At 35.1% G+C, this 21,694-nt stretch carries 17 protein-coding genes; 7 read left to right on the plus strand and 10 right to left on the minus strand.

What is annotated here, in order from left to right; translation table 11 throughout:
• Positions 1-10 precede the first annotated feature (10 nt).
• The 10 genes from R2Q59_RS10630 to kbl all read right to left on the minus strand — a co-directional run bounded on the left by R2Q59_RS10630 (position 11) and on the right by kbl (position 7,644).
• Positions 11-463 carry a nuclear transport factor 2 family protein gene (locus R2Q59_RS10630; protein ID WP_316785487.1) on the minus strand — a complete coding sequence of 151 codons (453 nt, stop codon included), beginning with the start codon at positions 461-463 and terminating at the stop codon, positions 11-13.
• Between the two features lies 1 nt (position 464).
• Positions 465-1,199, minus strand: coding sequence for an SDR family NAD(P)-dependent oxidoreductase (locus R2Q59_RS10635; RefSeq protein ID WP_316785488.1), 735 nt, complete (start codon positions 1,197-1,199; stop codon positions 465-467).
• A gap of 4 nt (positions 1,200-1,203) precedes the next feature.
• Positions 1,204-1,422, minus strand: a complete 219-nt coding sequence (locus R2Q59_RS10640; protein ID WP_316785489.1) for a 4-oxalocrotonate tautomerase family protein — start codon at positions 1,420-1,422, stop codon at positions 1,204-1,206.
• Between the two features lie 11 nt (positions 1,423-1,433).
• Entirely contained in the window at positions 1,434-1,970 is a 537-nt protein-coding gene (locus R2Q59_RS10645; RefSeq protein ID WP_316785490.1) for a YceI family protein, read from the minus strand.
• Positions 1,971-2,071: 101 nt separating this feature from the next.
• Positions 2,072-2,650 (minus strand): Crp/Fnr family transcriptional regulator, encoded by a 579-nt coding sequence (locus tag R2Q59_RS10650; RefSeq protein WP_316785491.1) that lies wholly within the window; start codon positions 2,648-2,650, stop codon positions 2,072-2,074.
• Positions 2,651-2,969: 319 nt separating this feature from the next.
• Positions 2,970-4,109 (minus strand): hypothetical protein, encoded by a 1,140-nt coding sequence (locus R2Q59_RS10655; protein ID WP_316785492.1) that lies wholly within the window; start codon positions 4,107-4,109, stop codon positions 2,970-2,972.
• A 91-nt stretch (positions 4,110-4,200) separates the two neighbouring features.
• Positions 4,201-4,776, minus strand: coding sequence for a TetR/AcrR family transcriptional regulator (locus R2Q59_RS10660; protein WP_316768721.1), 576 nt, complete (start codon positions 4,774-4,776; stop codon positions 4,201-4,203).
• Positions 4,776-5,189 (minus strand): hypothetical protein, encoded by a 414-nt coding sequence (locus tag R2Q59_RS10665; RefSeq protein WP_316785493.1) that lies wholly within the window; start codon positions 5,187-5,189, stop codon positions 4,776-4,778. Before R2Q59_RS10665 ends, R2Q59_RS10660 begins: the two co-directional genes overlap by 1 nt.
• A complete protein-coding gene (gene pheS / locus R2Q59_RS10670; RefSeq protein WP_316768725.1) occupies positions 5,189-6,229 on the minus strand; it encodes a phenylalanine--tRNA ligase subunit alpha in 1,041 nt (346 codons plus the stop codon). Before pheS ends, R2Q59_RS10665 begins: the two co-directional genes overlap by 1 nt.
• Positions 6,230-6,456: 227 nt before the next feature.
• A complete protein-coding gene (gene kbl / locus R2Q59_RS10675) occupies positions 6,457-7,644 on the minus strand; it encodes a glycine C-acetyltransferase (RefSeq protein WP_316785494.1) in 1,188 nt (395 codons plus the stop codon).
• A 131-nt stretch (positions 7,645-7,775) separates the two neighbouring features.
• Between kbl and R2Q59_RS10680 the strand changes: the two genes are divergently transcribed.
• From R2Q59_RS10680 to R2Q59_RS10710, 7 genes are all read left to right on the plus strand, one after another.
• Positions 7,776-10,223, plus strand: a complete 2,448-nt coding sequence (locus R2Q59_RS10680; protein ID WP_316785495.1) for a DUF5686 and carboxypeptidase regulatory-like domain-containing protein — start codon at positions 7,776-7,778, stop codon at positions 10,221-10,223.
• 100 nt (positions 10,224-10,323) lie between these two features.
• Positions 10,324-11,253, plus strand: coding sequence for a rhodanese-related sulfurtransferase (locus R2Q59_RS10685; protein ID WP_410478919.1), 930 nt, complete (start codon positions 10,324-10,326; stop codon positions 11,251-11,253).
• Between the two features lie 123 nt (positions 11,254-11,376).
• Positions 11,377-14,280 (plus strand): triple tyrosine motif-containing protein, encoded by a 2,904-nt coding sequence (locus R2Q59_RS10690; RefSeq protein WP_316785496.1) that lies wholly within the window; start codon positions 11,377-11,379, stop codon positions 14,278-14,280.
• A 323-nt stretch (positions 14,281-14,603) separates the two neighbouring features.
• Positions 14,604-17,615 (plus strand): TonB-dependent receptor, encoded by a 3,012-nt coding sequence (locus tag R2Q59_RS10695; protein ID WP_316785497.1) that lies wholly within the window; start codon positions 14,604-14,606, stop codon positions 17,613-17,615.
• Between the two features lie 12 nt (positions 17,616-17,627).
• Positions 17,628-19,112, plus strand: coding sequence for a RagB/SusD family nutrient uptake outer membrane protein (locus R2Q59_RS10700; RefSeq protein WP_316785498.1), 1,485 nt, complete (start codon positions 17,628-17,630; stop codon positions 19,110-19,112).
• Positions 19,113-19,130: 18 nt separating this feature from the next.
• Positions 19,131-19,955: a LamG domain-containing protein gene (locus R2Q59_RS10705; RefSeq protein ID WP_316768737.1), complete on the plus strand. Its 825-nt coding sequence runs from the start codon at positions 19,131-19,133 to the stop codon at positions 19,953-19,955.
• Between the two features lie 68 nt (positions 19,956-20,023).
• Entirely contained in the window at positions 20,024-21,691 is a 1,668-nt protein-coding gene (locus R2Q59_RS10710) for a glucoamylase family protein (RefSeq protein ID WP_316785500.1), read from the plus strand.
• The last annotated feature ends 3 nt before the right edge of the window (positions 21,692-21,694 follow it).

Below are 21,694 nucleotides of genomic sequence, written 5' to 3' on the forward strand. Positions count from 1 at the left end.
ATTTTAAAATTTAGTTGACAATATCTGTAAACATCTTATTTACAATGAACCAACGATTATCCAATTTATGAAAAGATAGCAAGTCAGTATAATTAAAATCATACATTTTAACCTGAACCCTCGCCATTGCAATAGAATTAACTATGTCAATTGATATAATTGTTCCTTTGAATAATTTGCCCGAATCTTTTGGACTTTGACGTTGTTGCACTCCATAAAGATACTGATCGAGTGTTTTTGCATAAGGTTCCCCCTTTACATCGCCAAATAATAAAGTACCAGGAAATAAAACCTGTTTTAATTTGTTTACATCACCTTCGTAAATTCCTTTGATGTAATATTTTTCTAGCACTTCTGTTATTGCTAATAAATCTTGCTGATTATTTTCCATTTTCTTTAGATTTTGTGCTTTTGATAACAGCGTTGCCCAAAATAGAATAGCAGTTAATAAAAGCGTTCTCATATTAATTTAAGTGATGTCCGGCCCCCATACCTCCATCTATATTGATGGTAGCGCCACTGATAAAATTACTTTTGGCCACAGTGTAAACCATTTCTGCAACATCCTGCACTTCACCTACTCGGTTCAGGAGGTGTAGCCCTGCACTTTCATCAACACTATCGCCATGCATAGGTGTACGGATTGTACCAGGAGCAATCGTATTAACCCTTATATTGTTCTTACCAAATTCTGCTGCTAATTGTAGGGTAAGAGAATGCACAGCTCCTTTAGAAGCCATTTGCGCCGTAATATTCGCACCACCTAAAGCATGATTTACCAATGGCGTCCCGATATTTATGATTACTCCACCTTGTTGTTTAATCATTTGTGGAATTATAGCTTGCGTAGTAAAAAATGAACCTTTCAAGTTTGTCCCTAAAAATTTGTCTAGATAAGCTTCATCTACTTCCAAAAATGCCTTTGTCTCAAAAATTCCTGCATTATTCACTAATACATCTACTGAGCCAAATTTTTCAATTGCAGTAGCCAAAAGCTCTTCCCCCGTTTTTTTCTTGCTTACATCACCCGCAACCATTGCTAAGTTTTCTCCTCCTCCTAATTCTTGATAAACATCTTTCAATTTCTCAGCGGTTGCGGAATTGATGACTACATTATCCCCTTTTACTAAAAAGTGGCGAGCTATTTCTTTACCTATGCCAGATGAGGCACCTGTAACAATTATCGTTTGCTTTATCATCGCTTTATTTTTTATCTGCTGTGATACCTTTTTCCCTCAATACAGATACCTGTTCTCCACCTTGTCCCCAATCATCAAGGTCAATTTCTTGAATTACAACAGAAGTTAATTGTGGGTCTTTATTTAAAACAGTTGTCATTAAATCTGTTACGCCTTTAATTAAAGCTTGTTTTTGCGCTCTTGTAACTCCTTCGCGAGTTACTTCTATTTTTATATATGGCATGGCTATAATTTTTAGGCTATAATGGTTTCACTTACCTCTTTAGCGGTTAAACTTACGGTTAGTTCAAAATCATTGTAGATTAAAGTATCGCCTAAATCTTTAAAGAAATTACCTGAGCGAAATCTCATTTCATATTTAGTACGGTCAATGATTAATTTACCTGTTGCTGTTAGTAAATCTCCATTGGTGTTAATTTCTGCATCAAAACCAACAGGATGCGTGATGCCTTTGATAGTTAAGTTACCTTCGATATGTTTACCCGAAACAGAGTTGATTTCGAGCGTTGCTTCTGGAAATTTTTGGCTTGAGAAGAAATCATCGGATGCAAGGTGACCTGCAAATTGTGCATTAGTTGTAGGGTCGGTTACATCGAGGATGATGATGGATGTAGTATCAATTATGAATTTTCCACCAATTAGTTCACCATCATTTAAAGTAAGTTCCCCTTCTTTAATATCGATGGTACCGTCATGTGCCCCTGTTACTTTTTTACCTACCCAGTGAATTTTGCTTTGTGCATTTAGCACTTCAAATTTTTGATTTTTCATTTTCTTTATGTTTAATTACAACACAAAGTACGGTAGGATTTTTCGTGTGCTAACGTGACCTACATCACATTTGAAATGGCTAATAATTTATGTGATGTAAGTCACTTTTCGGCAGTATATAATCGACTAAGGGTTTCTCTTGAAACACCTAAATACGCTGCTATAAGGTTCTTCGGCACAATATTATAGAGTTCTGGATACATTTTTAGGAGTTCCTCATATCTATATTTTACATTATTGTTCATTAGTGACAATAGCCTTTTTTGTGTAGCCACATAACCTCTGTTTGTTCTCCATCTAAAAAAATGTTCTACTGCATGAAGTTCATTGCATAGTTTTTCTCTATCGTCATTAGACAAGCAAAGCACTTCTGCATCAGTGATACAATCTAAATTGATGGTAGCTTTTGTATGATTATAGAGTGCATTAAAATCTGATGCCCACCATGTAGTCATGGCAAACTGAAGAATGTACATTTTCAGGTCATCGTTGATAAAGAAAGATTTTAAGCAACCTGAAATCACAAAGTATTCACAGTCTACCTGATCTCCATCGCTAATGATGGCTTGTCCTTTTTTAAAACTTTGTTTTTTAAAATGCGAGAAAAAATAATCAAACTGTTCATCAGTTAGCTGCGTTATTTTGCTTACGTGATTTTTTAAGATTTCTTTAGCCTCCATTAGTTGTTATAATTAAGATAGACAATATTTAAAGTTAGGATTCTTTACAAACAATATGCAATCACGAGAGCCAATAATATTAAGGTTTTTAAAAGCAGGGATAGAAGCACTTTTAAAAGGAAAGTCCCGCTAATGTTTCTGCCGTGAAAAACGGCATTCACGAATATCGGGTTTAGAAAAATTGGGACGGTGCAATTATTTGGGGTTGAATAGTTTGTTAAAGATATGCCCAATCCAAAACGTATTGATTAATCAGCGATAAAATCGCTATGCTCGAACATCCTCGTTACAAACGAGGACGATTTGCAGGCAAACTTTGTTAATACTTAGCCAACAATGTTTTTATATATTTTGGGAATTCTTCTTTACCAATTCCATTAATTCTTTTTAATGTTGCAAAATAATCTTCTTGAGGTTCTGGATTAAATAGTTTCTTAATGCCATCTATCCCTAACCTTTCTTCAACGTCCTTACAAACTAAACCACTTAGTATATATGTTATTGGTACACCACCATCTACTCTAACCTTAAAATCAGTAGCTACATCACAAATGTCTGAAGTCACATTTGCGTTAATATATTTTTTAGCAAATACTGCAAGACTATCTATATTAATTCCACCTGAACCACCAATGTAAGTCGCATATCCTTCATCAACGACCCTCGTTTTATGTTCAAATAATATTGAAGTATAAAAATGGACTAATTCATGTTCATACAGCTCTGAGTTATTCCCTGCGAGCAAGGTATTTGTCCATGGGTAAGCCAACCCTCCCGCCAAAGAATAATACATATTCTCAATGTAGTCAAAACCCAACATCTTAAATAATTGTTCTGGGTCTTCACATTTATAATAAGTAACTTTTAAAGGGGCAACATTAAATTTTTTAGCAAAGGATGCATTAAAATCATTCATTTTCTTCGCCTTTTCTTCATCCAATTTATTAGGGTATACATATTTGATGTTTCCGACTTCCTTTACATTATATAACCTTGTATTATAATTAATTGTATTGTAAAATAGATACTTGCTACCTATCTTCCTCGCTTCAAATGAAGTTATTATTTTTAATTCTGGAATATTTGATTCGCCGTTGCTTACAGCCATATAAGCCAATTTCATAATATAACGTTGGCCACCAATAGGCATTACGGTCAATAATGTTGGAATAAAAAAGTTCTTGCCATTTGGCTTTTTTCCATCGGCAGTCAGTAACCAATAGAAAGGCTCAACACTTTCTTTCAGATAAACAGAATCTATAAATGGATTAGGGTTCGCGGCATCGCTTCTAGCTTTTAGAAATCCTTTTAAGGAATTAGTAAGTTCTACTCTTACATTAGTATCTGGAATTAAATAAAAAGCAGGTTTACCAATAATTAAAGTTGAATCTGATTGTTGACTATAGATTTTACCAACAAATACAATGTGAATTAGAATTACAAAAACTGCCTTTTTCATAGGCAAACAAGATAGGTAAAAGCTAGAAATAATAAGTGCCTTTCTCACAGACCCTTAAATAAATTCAGGGTGACGGAAAATTTAAGAATCCCTACAAAGCCGCCTTTACCAAGTAAGGCAATAACTCTTTTTGAAAGGTGACGAAGTTCTTGCGTACATCAGCATCACTTACAGACGTAAAGGCAAATGAGAATACGATACTCTTACTAGCTTTTAATAAAAATGCCAATCCACCACGGCGAGCTGGGTTCTTTTTAAAGTGATCTAGTTCTAGGTATGCAGATAATAAAAGTGCTTCAAGCTGATCGGAAAGATGTTTTAAGAATTCTTGAGAGTTAGCATTTTCGCGTACGAAATCCCATCCGATAAATTCATTACAAACCGTGTAAGATAAACGGCATGTTTTCATCACCAAAGCCTTTAAATGTTCTTCTTCATTAGCAAAGGTTACTTTATTGCTGATGATCTCATGAAGATTTACATCTAGGTAATCCATTAAAATAGCATCTAAAACTTGTTCCTTGCTATCAAAATATTTGTAAATGGTTGCCTTTGCTATTCGAGCTTTTTTGGCAATTTCATTTACACTGGTTTTATGGTAACCATATTTCCTAAAAAGCTCTTTCGCCGCTCTTACAATGCTTTCTTTTATTTTTTCTGGCTCCATTAATTAGTTACCTGTAATGTATTACCAGCAATGGTAACACCGTATTGTTTTAGAGAAGTTTTTGCTGGAGCCTTAACTGGACTACCATCGTATAAAGAATATTTAGCGCCAGAAACCGGATCAGTTGCAGTTAAACTTGGGTCATCTACCACAACAGCATTTTTTTGTTCTGGATTAACCGTACTGCAACGATCATAAGCTACATAAGCGTTATCAGCCCTGCGATAAATTATGATACCCGCAACACCATAACCTGTTAAAGTTACCGCTCCTCCTGCTGTACTTAACCTACTTAATCTTGGGTCGGTTAGCGGTGCACTGAAGTTTACAGGCAAATCGGGAATTAAAGTTTCTTCCTTCGCACAAGAGGTGAAAAGCAAAATAACCATAACTAATCCGATATACTTTTTCATTAGATAATTGCTGATTTGTATTGCTTTAAGAAACGTACATCATTTTCAGAGAAAAGACGCAAATCTTTAATTACATATTTTAAATTGGCAATACGTTCAATTCCCATTCCGAAAGCAAAACCACTGTATTTTTTACTATCTATACCACAGTTTTCTAAAACGTTAGGATCTACCATTCCGCAGCCTAAAATCTCTACCCATCCACTGTGTTTACACATTTGGCAACCATCGCCTTTGCAAATGGTACAAGAAATATCCATCTCGGCACTTGGTTCTGTAAAAGGGAAATATGACGGACGGAAACGAACTTTTGTTCCTTCTCCATACAATTCTTGAACAAAGTAAAATAAGGTTTGCTTTAAATCTGCAAATGAAACATTTTCATCTACATACAAACCTTCTACTTGGTGGAAAAAACAATGTGCTCTAGCAGAAATTGCTTCGTTACGGTAAACACGACCAGGCATTAGTGCCCTAAATGGCGGCTGACCAGCTTCCATCATACGTACTTGTACAGAAGAAGTATGTGTACGCAAGGCGATATCTCCTTTTTCGCCGCCTTTTTTAATGAAGAAAGTGTCTTGCATATCTCTTGCAGGATGTTCTTCAGGAAAGTTCAAAGCAGAAAAGTTATGCCAATCGTCTTCAATTTCAGGACCTTCAGCAACACTAAAACCAAGTTTATTAAATATTTCGATGATTTCTCTTCTAACTAAAGCTAAAGGATGACGAGCACCAACCTCAAAACCTTCGCCTGGTAAAGTCATATCCAGTTGTGAGTTTTCAGTTTTCAGTTTGGAGTTAGCAGTAACTTCATTTAAAGCTTGATATTTAGCTTCTGCTAATTGCTTAAATTCGTTTAATACTTTACCAAGCGTTCTCTTCTCTTCTGGAGAAACTGCTTTAAATTCGTCAAAAATATCTTTGATTATACCTTTAGTTCCCAAAAAGCGGATACGAAATTGTTCCAGCTCATCTGCACTTGTAGTGTCAAATGCATTGATCTCTGCGGTATACTGTGTGATCTGGTCTTGTAACATCTGCCAAATATACAGCAATTTATAGAATAGTTTTATATGCTGTCGGTTCAAATATTATCTTGAAACGCATTTATTACAAGAAAATGAACTAAGCAGCAAGAAACCGAGAGTGAATTTTTAATTAAAAATGATGTTTTTACCGTGCAGCAAAAACAGTAGTCGCAGAAAAGAATAAACCAAAATCTAAAGCTGAGACTTTTCTGCGACTATATTTATTGTAACGCCTACTAAATTACACCTAATTCCTTACCTACTTTGGTAAAGGCAGTAATTGCTTTATCTAAATGATGTTGCTCATGAGCCGCAGAAAGCTGAACCCTAATTCTTGCTTTTCCTTGTCCAACTACAGGATAGAAAAATCCAACAACATAAATTCCTTCATCAAGCATTTTAGCTGCAAAAGTTTGCGCAATTTTAGCATCATACAACATTACAGGCACAATCGGGTGAAAACCAGGTTTAATGTCAAAACCAGCATCTGTCATCTTTTCACGGAAGTATTTTGTGTTGTTTTCTAGTTTATCGCGTAAGCTAGTTGTTTCGCTTAACATATCTAAAACTGCAACAGATGCACCTGCAATTGCCGGAGCCAAAGTATTGGAGAATAAATATGGACGAGAACGTTGACGCAACATATCGATGATTTCTTTTTTACCTGAAGTAAATCCGCCAGATGCGCCACCTAAAGCTTTACCTAATGTACCAGTAATAATGTCTATCCTGTCTATTACGTTAAAATGCTCATGTGTACCACGTCCAGTTTTCCCAATAAAGCCAGTACAATGAGATTCATCAATCATAATTAAAGCTTCATATTTATCAGCCAAATCTGCTATTTGATCTAATGGCGCAACTGAACCATCCATAGAAAATGCACCATCAGTTACAATAATCCTGTGGCGACAATCCTTAGCAGCAATTAATTGCGCCTCTAAATCTGCCATATCAGCATTTTTATAACGGAAACGTTGTGCTTTACAAAGTCTAACACCATCAATAATTGAAGCATGATTTAATTCATCAGATATAATTGCATCTTCAGCACCAAACAATGGTTCAAAAACCCCACCATTTGCATCAAAGGCAGCAGCATATAGAATAGTATCTTCAGTACCTAAAAATTCAGAAATTTTTGCTTCCAATTCTTTATGGATATTTTGTGTGCCACAGATGAAACGAACAGATGACATACCATAACCATAATCGTCTATTGCTTTTTTAGCGGCTTCAATTACTTTTGGGTGAGATGATAGGCCTAAATAGTTATTTGCGCAAAAATTGATTACTTCTGCTCCAGAGCTTACTTTAATATCTGCTCCTTGTGGTGTGGTAATAATTCTTTCACGCTTAAATAAACCAGCATTTTCTATTTCTTGAAGTTCTTTCTGTAGAACAGGTTGAAGGGTTTTGTACATATAGATATGATTTTGACGCAGCTGTGTGCTTGTTAAATAAGCTACAAATATATTAGTAGTTAACAAACTTTAACACATTAATTGTGTTAAGTACTATAACTTAGAACGATATTTACGCCTTTGATAAACTTATGAAGAAAATATACCTCTCAATAATTGTTGTTTTAACAGTTATAAACGTATCGTTCGCCCAATTTCAAATTACTGGAAAAATTACTGATAACGTAGGAGAAGTTATTCCCTTTGCATCGGTGTTTATAAAAAACACTACAAAAGGGGCATCTTGTAACGTTGATGGCATTTATAAATTAACCTTGGATAAAGGCAACTACACCTTAGTTTACAAAGCAATTGGTTTTAAAGCGCTGGAAAAAGTCATAACAATTACACAGGATATGACTGTTAACCAAACTTTAGCTCCAGAAAGCTATACTTTAAAAGATGTAGTAATTAAGGCAAATGCCGAAGATCCTGCTTTTGAAATTATAAGACAAGCCGTAAAGAATAGAAAAAAATACCTAAACGAAGTAGAATCTTATAAGGCTGATGTATATATAAAAGGATTACAAAAACTAGTAGGTGCACCAAAAAAGTTCTTTGGCAGAGATGTTCAAAAGACTTTAGATTTAGACACCAATAGAAAGGGTATTATTTATCTATCAGAATCCCAATCGATATTTAGTTTCCAGCGTCCTGATAAAATTAAGGAAGAAATGGTTTCTTCTAAAATTTCAGGAAACAACAATGGCTTTAGTTTTAACAAAGCATCTGATATGTTGATTAACTTTTATGAGAATCTTTTGCTTGAAGGTTCAGGCTTAAGCTCAAGAAGTTTCGTTTCTCCCATATCAGACAATGCAATGTTTTATTATAAGTACAAGCTTTTAGGCACAACTGAAGAAAGTGGTGTGACTATTAATAAAATTGAGGTTATCCCACGTCGTAAAAACGACCCAGTTTTTAGAGGGATCATTTACATTGCTGATGATAGCTGGAGAATTATGGGCACAAATCTTTATTTAACTGAAGATGCGGGAATCAACTTTGTTGACACATTAAACATTGGACAACAGTTTGTTAAGTTAGAAAAGGTTTATATGCCAGCAACTACAAAATTTGAATTTAATGGAAAAGCATTAGGGTTTAAATTTGAAGGTTATTTCATTGGAATCTTTAGCAATTTTACTTTCCCAGATTTCCCAAAAAGTTATTTTACTTCAGAGATTTTAAAAATTACCAAGTCGGTAAATAAGAAAGATTCATTGTATTGGATGAACAATAGGCCGATCCCTTTAACGGACGAAGAAAGATTCGATTATAAAAGGAAAGATAGTATCGCCCTGCGCAAAACAACTAAGCATTATTTAGACTCCACAGAAAGAGAAAGTAATGAATTTGGCTTAGTAAAGTTATTTCTGTCTGGATATAGATATAATAAAAGATACGAAAAAAGAACCATTTCTTTCGATCCAATTATCAGATCTGTATTCTTTAACACAGTTGAAGGATTTGCCGCAAAGTATGGCGTAACTTATACACAAAGGCTTGAGGATAGAAAATTTTATTCTATTAGACCAGAGGTGAGATATGGTTTTTCAAATCATATTTTTACAGGAAACATAAGCGGAACTTATTATTACGACCCACTAAAACGTGCCAGTATTAGTGGTAGTTTTGGGTCTGACATCGCCGATTTGAATAGATATGGTTCTATGACCCTGCTTTCAAACACAATAAATTCATTATTATTTGAAAGAAATTTATCTAAATTCTATAGAAAAGAATTTGCAAACATAAACACGACTAGAGAATTAGCTGATGGTTTGCAAGCCGCTATTTCCATTGATTATGCACAGAACAGGACTTTGCAAAATACTAGTGATTACAAAATAAGAAATGTTAAGGACGAAGAATATACTTCGAACAACCCTTTTACCCCGACAACAGAAACACCTTTATTTCCAACTTATCAATCTTTTAGTATATCAGCAAGTTTAAATTATACCATTGGGCAGAAATACACTACAAGACCAGACGCTAAAATTTATGAGGAATCTAAGTTTCCACGTTTTAATTTAGGGTATAGAAAAGGCTTTAAAGGCATCCTGAATAGTGATGTTGATTATGATTTATTAAGTTTTGAGATTTACCAAGAACATGTGAGAATGGGTTTAGTTGGCTATTCATCAATAGTAGTTGGAGCGGGGAAATTCTTGAATAATAATGCTGTCTTTTATCCAGATAGTAAGCACTTCAGAGGAAATAATTCAACTATCTTCCCTTCAAACTTAAGAAAGTTTAGATATTTAGATTTCTATCAGTATAGCACTAGTAAACAATATATTGAGGCTCACTTTGAGCATAACTTTGCTGGCTTTATCGTTAATAAAATTCCGCTATTGCGAAAACTTAAATTGGAAGAAATTGTAGGTTTTAATTATTTAACTGAGCCAGGAAAGAAGAACTATAAAGAGTTTTATTTCGGAGTTGAAAGATTTGGATTTGGTGTAAGTTATGGTTATTCATACAATGGAAACTATAAGGTAGATCAAGGTTTTAGAATTGCATTTGGTTTTTAAACTGAAAGCATAAAGACGAAAGCTTTAGTCTTTACGCTTTCAGCTCTTTTTCCTATCTTTGTAGCGCATTAAACGCTGTTTGCAACAGTATCAATGAATTATGACATACAACACCTTACTTTATTATTGCTATTCTCCAATAGCAGATGCAGAACAATTTGCTGCAGACCACTTAACTTTTTGTAAATCCTTAGGATTAGTTGGCCGTATCATCGTAGCTGAAGAAGGTTTAAACGGAACAGTTTCTGGCACAAAAGAAGCTTGTGAAGCTTATATGGCTCATATCAAAGCTGATGAACGTTTTGCCAAAACTGATTTTAAAATTGATGAGGTTGCCGAACCTTCTTTCATTAAAATGCATTGTCGCTATAAAGCGGAGATTGTACATTCTGGATTAAGAGATACGAGTATCATCAATCCGAATGAAAAAACTGGGAAATATTTGGAGCCTACAGAATTTAGCGAGATGTTAGATAGAGATGATGTGATTGTTTTAGACGTGAGGTCTAATTATGAGCACAATCTAGGCAAGTTTAAAAACGCTGTAACTTTAGATATCGAAAACTTCCGCGATTTCCCTGACCAGATTGAGGCCCTAGCCAAATACAAAGACAAAAAAGTAATGACTTATTGCACTGGCGGCATTAAGTGCGAAAAAGCATCAGCTTTGCTACTACATCACGGTTTTACTGATGTTTACCAATTACATGGCGGTATTATAAAATATGGCAAGGAAGCAGGCGGAAAAGATTTTGAAGGCAAATGTTACGTGTTCGATAACCGAATCGCCGTTGATGTAAACTCTGTAAACCCTACCATCGTTTCTGTCTGTTATAACTGTGGCAAAACAACGCCAAAAATGATTAACTGTGCAAATCCAGAGTGTAATGAGCACATTACACAGTGTGATGAATGTGGAGATAATTTACAAGGTTGCTGCTCTGTTGCATGTACCACACACCCACGTAAGCGAACTTATGATGGCACAGGTTATTATGTGAAAGTTCCTCAACCCGTGACAAGCAAATAATTTGTTAAGGTAGTTCGTAAGTTAATAATAGATTTTTCCTTTTGTGATGAAATAGAAATTATTGCTCATTATCCCTATTAATTAATTATTTTGTAAAAATATTTGACTAACAGTTCTTCTGTAATGACCAATAATTTGTTTAAATACTTTACTGTATATCTTATATTATGGTTTATCCCCACTGGGATATTTGCTAACGATATACAAAGTATAGGTGTTCCATACGTTCAAAATTATCCTAAATCTTCTTATTTATCTGGTAATCAAAATTGGTCAATTGCAAAGGATAAAAATGGCATCATGTACTTCGGCAATGCCGAAGGATTATTAACTTTTGATGGAAAATATTGGCAACAATCTAAAATGCCAAATGGCCAGATTGTTCGTGCTGTTGCCGCAGCTGCGGATGGCTTAATTTATACAGGTAGCTTCGGTGAGTTTGGTTTTTGGAAATATAAAGACAAACACCTAACCTACACGTCCCTAATAAAATTTATTCCTAAAAAATTTAAATTTAACGATGAGATTTGGAAGATATACGTGGTTGGCAAAAAGGTTGTTTTTCAATCGTTCTCAACCATCTATATTTACGAAAATCAAAAAATTAGCGTATTAAAACCGTCATCAACATTCTTGTTTTTGCATCAGGCTGGAAAAAGGCTATTTGCAGAAATATTAGGTAAGGGACTTTTCGAACTTCAAGGAAACTCACTGAAACCACTACCAGGAAGCGAGATATTAGGAAGTACGGGCATCCTGTCAATTCTACCATACAAGGACAATAGCTTTATTATTGGCACTGGTAAAAATGGGCTGTTTACTTATAATGGCACAACATTTACACCTTTAGCAAGTGCGGCTAATAACTTCCTTAAAACTTATCAATTAAATAATGGGGCCAAAATTTTGGGTAAGTATTATGCTTACGGAACAATTTTGAACGGCATCATCATTATAGATGAGAATGGAAATGTTGTGCAACGTATTAATAAATCAAGCGGCTTACAAAACAATACCATTTTAAGTTTATATGCCGATAACGAGCAAAATCTTTGGGCGGGTCTAGATAATGGAATTGATAGGGTTGAATTGAACTCTCCCTTATATTTTTATTTTGATAAAACTGGCCAGTTCGGCACGGTTTATTCGAGTTTGATTGTAAAAAACAAAATTTACTTAGGCACAAATCAAGGTCTATTTTGTAGTCCTTGGTTACCTGAAGATGGCAAATTATTTAATTCATTCGATTTTAAACTAATTCCAAACTCGCAAGGTCAGGTTTGGGAACTTAAATTAATTGATGGTCAATTATTATGTGGTCATAACAACGGAACCTATGGCGTAACAGATGAGAAGATTGAAAAACTTACGACCATAAGTGGAGGTTGGACGATTAAAAAATTAAATTCTAACCCTAACTTTCTAATACAGGGCACCTATACAGGTTTAGCTATTTTCTCGAAAGGCAAAAATGGTAATTGGCAGTTTAGTCATAAAATTGATGGTTTTAGCGAACCCTCTAGATATGTAGAACAAGATACCAAAGGTGATATCTGGGTTGGTCAAGCTTATAAAGGTTTGTATAAACTAACTTTAAGTACAGATTTAAAAACAGCTACAAACATTAAATATTTTGATGAAAAAAATGGCCTGCCAAATAACTTCAATATCAATATTTTTAACATAGAGAATAAAATTGTCTTTTCGTCTAATGTTGGTTTTTTGGTATATGATGAAATTAGCAATCGTTTTACGAATTATGAATCGCTGAACAGTAAATTAGGAGGTTTTGCTGCATCAAATAAAATTATTCCTGCTGGCCTTAAAAAATATTGGTTTATAAACCATGGCAAAATGAGTTTGGTTGACTTAGCAGAACCTGGAAAAATCGAAATCGACTCTAGCAGGTTTAGTATCTTAGATGGGCGAATGGTTCAATACTATGAAAATATTAGCCAAATCAGCAACAAGATTTATTTAATTAGTGTTGATGATGGCTTTGTAATCTATAATACTACAAATACAGAAAAAACTGCTCAAAATCTAAAACTGCCTTCTGTATTAATTAGAAAGATTGAAGACATTACAGACAAATATTCAACCATCACAGAAAATGGGAATAACGATGAGGGCATAGAAATTCCATTTAGCAGGAATAATATTCGGATATCCTTCTCACTACCCTATTACCGACAATCTAAAATCAAGTTTCAATATTATTTAGAGGGATATTCTAAACAGTGGTCTGACTGGAGTTATGCTAGCCAAAAGGATTTCACAAACCTTAGTAGAGGAAGTTACAAATTTAAAGTGCGAGCTAAAATTAGCGAATCGATAGTCAGTGAAATCACTGAATTTAAATTTAGCGTTGCGCCGCCTTGGTATGCAAGCAACTGGGCTGTTGTTTTTTATCTAATAGCAATTGTTATCGCACTTATTGCTGGTAAAAAAATATATGAAGCAAAGTTAAATCGCGACCAACAATTAATTAAGGAAAAACTTCAGCAAGAAAAAGAAGCATACCTGAAAAAAGAGGCTGAAAATACCGAGAAGCAAATCATCAAATTACAAACAGAAAAACTGCAGGCAGAACTTGCCAGTAAAAATAGAGAGCTTGCCAACTCTGCCATGAGCTTAGTTTATAAAAATGAACTATTGCAAAAGTTAAGTGAAGAGATGACCAAGCTCAAAGATGAAAATGGCAAAAAGCTTTCAGAAGACCAGTTGCGCAAAATTCAGAAAGTAATAGATGACGGAATGAATGATGAGCGTGATTGGAATTTATTCGAAAGCAGCTTTAATGAGGCTCATGAGAGCTTCTTTAAAAAGCTAAAAGCTAACCATCCAGACCTTGTTCCTAACGACTTGAAGTTGTGTGCTTATCTGCACATGAATATGAGTAGTAAAGAGATGGCTTCACTACTTAATATTTCACTTAGGGGTGTAGAAATTCGTCGTTATCGACTACGTAAAAAATTAGAAGTTCCTCATGATAAAAACTTAACTGAATTTTTGCTAGAGCTTTAAATTAACCAGTAATAAACGTTATGGTAACGTTTGCGTAATTTAATTTCCAAGGTAAATAATCAATCAAAGCACTACATCATTACCTCTCATGCTTCGTTTTTTATCACATCATTAAAACTATTTAATAAACAGCTTGTAGTAGCTGTAATATTCTTGTTAGCGTTTCAAAAACGTTGTTTTTAGGCTAAAAATCAATTTTGTTTAGTGGTATGAGAAACTACACATATACACTATGATGTATTAATGTATAGGCGATTTTGTTTGCAGGTTAAATTCTAAAACCCAAAATTAGATTAATCAATTAAACAAATATGAACAACAGTATGAAAAAACTCTTTACAAAATTTTCTGTTTTAATCGTTCTAAGTTTGCTTTTATTAAACACTGCCTATGCCCAAAATATTACAGTTAAAGGTGTGGTAAAAGACGAAACAGGATTACCTGTTCCATCTGCAAGTATCATGATAAAAGGAACAACGAATGGAACGCAAACAGATGGAAACGGAAACTATTCCATCAGTGCACCTTCAAGCGGCACCCTTGTATTTACTTATTTAGGTTATGCTACACAAGAAATCGCCATCAATGGCAAAACAACAATTAACGTAAATTTTTCTGCCACAGCTAATGATTTACAACAAGTAGTTGTTGTAGGATATGGAACGCAAAGAAAGATAGACGTTACTGGTTCTGTAGCAACTGTAAAAGGAGAAGACATCTCAAAACAGGCATCTACTAATGCAATTAGTGCTTTGCAAGGTAGAGTTGCAGGAGTTAACATTGTAAATAATGGTGCCCCTGGTTCTTCACCTACAATAACCATTCGTGGTACTGGAACAATTTACGGTAACACAGGTGTACTATATGTAGTTGACGGGGTATGGTTTGACGAAGTAAGTTTCTTAAATCCAAGTGACATTGAGTCGTTAAGTATATTAAAAGATGCTTCATCTCAGTCTATTTATGGTATCCGTGCTGCTAACGGAGTTGTTTTAATAACAACTAAAAAAGGTAAAAACGGCGACCCTGTAATTAGCTATAATGGTTCGGTAGGTTATAAAAAAGTAACCAACCAAGTAGAAATGGCTAATGCTACTGAATATGCTACAATAATTAATGAATTATCTGCATCAAATGGTGCTGCTGCTCTTTTTGCCGACCCAGCAAGTTTTGGTGTGGGTACTAACTGGTATAATCAAGCCTTTAGAAATGCTTTACAAACTAATCATCAGGTTTCGGTAAATGGAGGTACAGAAAAAAGCTCTTATAATTTTTCACTTGGCTATACAGATGAGGATGGTATAGTTAAAACTCAAAACTGGAAACGCTATACTGCGAAATTCTCAAACGATTTTCAAGTATTAAAACCATTAAAAATTGGCTATACAGTTTCTGGAACTGTTATTAATTCAAAAGATATCAATGGAGGTATATTCCGTCAACTATATGCCGCTGGCCCAGTGGTTCCTGTTTACTATGCTGATGGAACCTATGGCGATGCAAATGATTTTAGCCTAGGAGGTGGAAACAATTTTAATCCTCAAGTAACTTTAGATTATTTCAATCAAAAATCTAAAAATTACAGATATACAGGTAATGTTTTTGCAGAATTAACAATAGCAAAAAACTTTACGTTTAGAACTAGTGCTGGAGGAGAATTTGGTCAAAATGAAGTGAGAAACTATACCCCGTTGTATAAAGCTACACAAGGCCAACAAACCACTCAAAGCACATTGAGTATTAATAAATCTGAAAACAGAAATTGGATTTTAGAAAATACGCTTACTTATAAAAATACTTTTGGTGATCATAACATCACTGTTTTAGCGGGTACTACTGCTCAAAGAAGAAAATCGTACTTTATAAATTCGTCTGCTGTTAATGTCCCTTACTCTAGCGAAGGTGATTTGTATCTTGCTCTTGGAACTGCTGCAACACGCACTGTATCTGATGGTGGAGCATTATCTACATCCGCTTCTTATTTTGGACGTGTGAACTACTCTTTCAAAGACCGCTATTTACTAAATGCAACTATTCGTAGAGATGGGGCATCACAATTCTTTGGTGGAGGTGACCTTTGGGGTAATTTCCCTGCCGTTGGTGCTGGATGGGTAATCAGTAATGAGGACTTCATGAAGGATCAAAAAGTATTTAACTATTTAAAATTAAAAGGATCTTGGGGTAAAGTTGGTAACGCTGGTGTACCAGTAAATCCAACCACTTTAACCATATCACAAGGTGGAGGTTTAGTTGCATTTTTTAATGGTGTTGGCTATACTGGTGCAAACGTAACTTCAATTGTTCCTTCTTTCCTTAACTGGGAACGTACCGTTGGTACCGACATTGGTTTAGAAGCTAGGCTTTTAGACAACCGTTTAACCATTGAAACAGGTTTTTACAATAAAAAAACTGAACAAGCGATTTTCGCTATTCCAATCTTATCTTCTATAGGTACAGCATCAGGAACAGTTATTGGCAATCAAGCTGATTTTAGAAATCGTGGATTTGAGTTCCTAGCCACCTATGCTGACAAAGCCCAAAATGGATTTAGCTACTCAGTGAGCGCTAATGTTGGCATTAACAATAACGAGGTTTCATCGGTTGTTACAGGTCAGAACCCTATTTACGCAGGTGGTGCTGGTATTGCAAATGGAGCTTTGGCAACACGTACTGTCCAAGGTGATCCAATCGGTTCGTTCTTTGGATACAAAGTTGCAGGTATTTTCCAAACTCCTGCAGAAGTTGCCGCATCGGCACAAACTGGAGCCAAACCAGGTGATTTTAGATACATAGATCAAAATGGAGATAACATAATTGATGGAAAAGATAGAGTTGTTTTAGGAAATCCAAATCCTAAATACAGTTATGGTGTGAGCACAACATTGAATTATAAAAATTTCGATTTTTCTTTTGATATACAAGGTGTAGCAGATGTAGATGTTTACAATGCAAACATTGCTTATCGTTTTGGTAATGAAAACTACAGCAAAGACTTTTACGATAATAGATGGCATGGTGCTGGCACTTCAACTATCTATCCATCGGCAAATGTTGGATCAACAGCAAATTCAGCTCCTAACTCTTTTTACGTTGAAGATGGCTCTTATATTCGTTTAAGAAATGTTCAGTTAGGCTATGCACTACCTTCAAGCTTCACAAACAAACTAACAGTAAAAAGAGTTAGAGTTTTTGTTGATGCTCAAAATGCAATTAACTTCTTTGGTTATAAAGGCTTTACGCCAGAGATTGGTGGATCACCAACAAATGCAGGTATTGATGCTACTGTTTATCCATTATCTGCAACTTACAGATTCGGACTTCAAGTTACCTTTTAATTAGATAAAGCAATGAAAATGAATTATAAAAATAATTATATACAAAAGATTGGATTAATTGCTTTATGCACTGGTCTTTTAGTAATACCTGCTTGTAAAAATGATTTTTTAAAAGTAGACCCACAGGCACAACAACCTGCCATTACGTTCTGGAAAACTCAAGAAGATGCTACAAAAGCAGTTAACTCTATCTATGCAAATTTACGTACATGGGGAAACACAGCCTTCCCAGCAATTGCAGTAGAAAGTATAGGTGGTGATGATGCGGAAAAAGGAAGTTCTGCTAATGATGCTAGTTACTTAAATGGCTTTGATAATTTTACTGTTACTTCAACAGAAGGGCAGCTTCAGGGTTTTTGGGAAGCTCAGTATCAAAACATCAATTTATGTAACCAAGTTTTGGATAATATCCCTGCAATTAGCATGGATGCTACTTTAAAAACACGTTATTTAGCTGAGGCAAAATTTGTTAGGGCTTACTCTTATTTTAGATTAGTAAGAGCATTTGGCGATGTGCCATTACGCTTAAACGTGCCTAAAGATGCTAGTGAATTTAACATCCCTAGAACTCCTAAAGCTCAAGTTTATGCAGCAATTGAAAAAGATCTGGATGATGCAGCTTTAGTTTTACCACAAACATACCCTGCAGTTGATTTAGGTAGGGCAACAAAAGGAGCAGCGCTCGCTTTACACGCAAAAGTGGCCATGTATTTAGGTAAATGGGATTTAGTTTTATCATTAACTAATACCGTTATGGGTATGGGATATAATCTTTTTCCTAATTACGAGCAAAATTTCAGGGAAAACAATGAAAATAATATCGAATCGATATTTGAAATTCAATGTGAAATAAATCAAACTATTGCTGGTTCAGCTACATCACAATATAGTCAAGTTCAAGGCGTAAGAGGCACTAAAGGAGGTTGGGGTTTTAATGTTCCAACTGCTACTTTGGCCGCTGCGTATGAAGCTGGTGATGTACGTAGAGATGCGACAATAATTTTTAGAGGCGAAACCACACCACAAGGTGATGCTATACCTGCAACTGGGGATAATCCTATGTATAACCAGAAGAGTTATGTTCCATTTAATTCGATTATTTCTGGATTCAATGAAGGAGCTCAACAAAATGTTCGTGTAATTCGTTTCGCTGATGTATTGCTAATGAATGCTGAAGCTGCAAATGAACAAGGCAATGCTACCCTAGCAAAAACATCATTAAATAAAGTACGTGCTCGTGCTCGCGGAGGTGTTGTAGGCGTACTGCCAGATGTAACATCAACCGATAAGGATGCTATTCGCCAAGCGATTTGGAAAGAAAGACAAGTTGAATTAGCAATGGAATATGATCGCTACTTTGATGTAATTCGCCAAGGACGTGGTACAACAGTGTTCGGTGCAAAAGGTTGGAAAGCTGGTAAAAACGAAGTATGGCCAATTCCATTAACCGAGATTGATAAAAGTGCTGGTAAATTAACTCAAAACCCTAATTATTAAGGTCTAATTTTAATCAAAATGAAAAGAATATATATATTATTGATGGCAACAATAACCTTAGGGCTATCATCTTGCCAAAAAGAATTTGATCCAGCAAGCTATGCTCCACCATTAAATATTGGCGGTTATACAAGTGCTGATCAAATTGCACCAAGTAACTTAATTGCTTATTGGAGCTTTGATGGGACTTTAACTGAAAAAATGAGCAATACCAATGGAGTAGCCACTGGAACTGCTTTTACTGCTGGTATAAAAGGCCAAGCTTTACAAGGTGCTTTAAATGGCTATGTGATATCAAATACTCCAACAGCGGTACAAAATCTTAAAAGTTTTACCATTACATGTTGGGAAAATATGCCCCTAAACGCTAATGGGATTGTCGGCTTAGTTGATATTTCTAATTCCACTCAATTTTGGGGAAATATGACACTTTTTTTTGAAAATGGCGGAACTTCGGCATCTGGCAATTTAAAAGTTCATGTTAATAATAACGGTGTAGATAATTGGTTGGGAAACTATGCCATGGCAAATCCTTGGGATAAATGGAATCAAATAGCAGTTACTTATGACCAAACAACGTCTACTTACAAGGTGTATGTAAATGGCTCTATCATTGCTACACAAGTTATTGCGGGCAATGGCCCATTAACTTTCCAGAATGCAGGTAAAATGGTTTTTGGAACAGTCCATTTCCAAACAAACCCAAGTTTAACAAGTGCAACTGGTTCACAATCTTGGGCAAGTTATCTTACTGGTCAGTTAGACGAAGTTAGAATCTATAACAAAGCTTTAACAATTACCGAAATTAGCTCTTTAGCTAAACTAGAAGGTAGAGGTAAATAAGATTGCTAGTTCTAAATTGGCACATTAAAAAGGGTTGCCTCTTGGCAACCCTTTTCAACTAAAAAAGAATGAAAAAAATCCCTATCTTTTTATTAATCATTGTACATAGTTTAATTGCTTGCAAAAAGAGTGATAATGTTAAGCCTATTGACACTACCCCCCCTCCATCAACCTATTCATTTTCAGATTTAAAAGTAAACGGCGTTTTTAATGGGTTTACCTATTTTGGCTTAAACAATAACCCTGTTATCAAAATCACTTTTTCATCTCCTATCAACCCTACTTCAATCAGTGGAAACATCATTTTAACCGATGCAACTGGAAATTCAGTAGCATTTACTTCAACCTTAGAGAATAACGATAATACAGTTGTAATTACAACATCAACTTTACAACCTATTACAAAATATATTTTAACTGCGAATACAGGTTTGTTGTCGAAAACCGGTGATAAACTTCAATCTGGCATTACTGTAAATTTAACTACGTCCATAGACAACTCAGACAAATTTTTACGCATAACAGATGATGAACTTTTAACGCTCGTACAACGACAAACCTTTAAATATTTCTGGGATTTTGGGCATCCGATAAGTGGTTTAGCAAGAGAAAGAAATACATCTGGAGATATTGTAACTACTGGTGGTTCTGGTTTTGGCGCCATGGCTATCGTAACTGGCATAAGCAGAAACTTTATTACACGAGCAGAAGGCTTAGCTAGGATGCAAAAAATTGTTAGCTTTCTTAAAAACAATGTAACTAGGTATCATGGCGCTTATCCGCATTGGCTAAACGGTGTAACAGGTGCCACTGTACCTTTTAGTACAAAAGATAATGGTGCAGACTTAGTAGAAACATCTTACTTAATGCAAGGTTTAATTACTGCTCGCCAATATTTTACTGGAGCTGATGCCGCTGAAACGGCACTTAGAACAGATATCACTTCAATTTACAATGGAGTTGAATGGTCTTGGTTTAGAAAAGACAATGGAAATGTGTTGTATTGGCATTGGAGTCCAAACTTTAACTGGGATATGAATTTACCATTGCAGGGCTGGAATGAAGCTTTAAACACTTACATTATGGCAGCATCATCTCCTACTTATGCTATTCCAAAATCTGTTTACGATATAGGTTGGTCAAGAAGTGGCGCGATGAAGAATGGAAATTCATATTATGGCGTTCAACTGCCTCTAGGAGTTGCAAATGGTGGCCCTTTATTTTTAGAACATTATACATTTTTAGGTGTAAATCCTATAGGTTTAGTAGATGCTTATGCCAACTATGAGACACAAACTAAAGCTCACACTCAAATTAACTATAATTATTGTGTAGCTAATCCAGCTAAACAAGTTGGCTACGGGCCTGAATGCTGGGGATTAACTGCAAGTGATATTCCTAGTGGATATGCTGCTAGTTCTCCAACAAATGATTTAGGTGTAATAGCTCCAACTGCAGCTTTATCGTCATTTCCTTATACACCAACAGAGTCTATGGCTGCTCTTAAATTTTTCTATTACAAATTAGGAGATAAATTATGGTCGAATTACGGTTTTGTTGACGCATTTAAATTAAGTGAACCTTGGTTTGCTACCTCAACTTTAGCAATTGACCAGGGACCAATTATTATCATGATAGAAAATCATCGCAGTAAGTTACTTTGGAACTTATTTATGAGCGCTCCTGAAATAAAAACAGGAATGAAGAATTTAGGATTTTCTAGCCCAAACTTATAATAC

It is taken from the genome of Pedobacter frigiditerrae, from assembly GCF_032678705.1.
In the GTDB taxonomy this organism is placed as follows: domain Bacteria; phylum Bacteroidota; class Bacteroidia; order Sphingobacteriales; family Sphingobacteriaceae; genus Pedobacter; species Pedobacter frigiditerrae_A.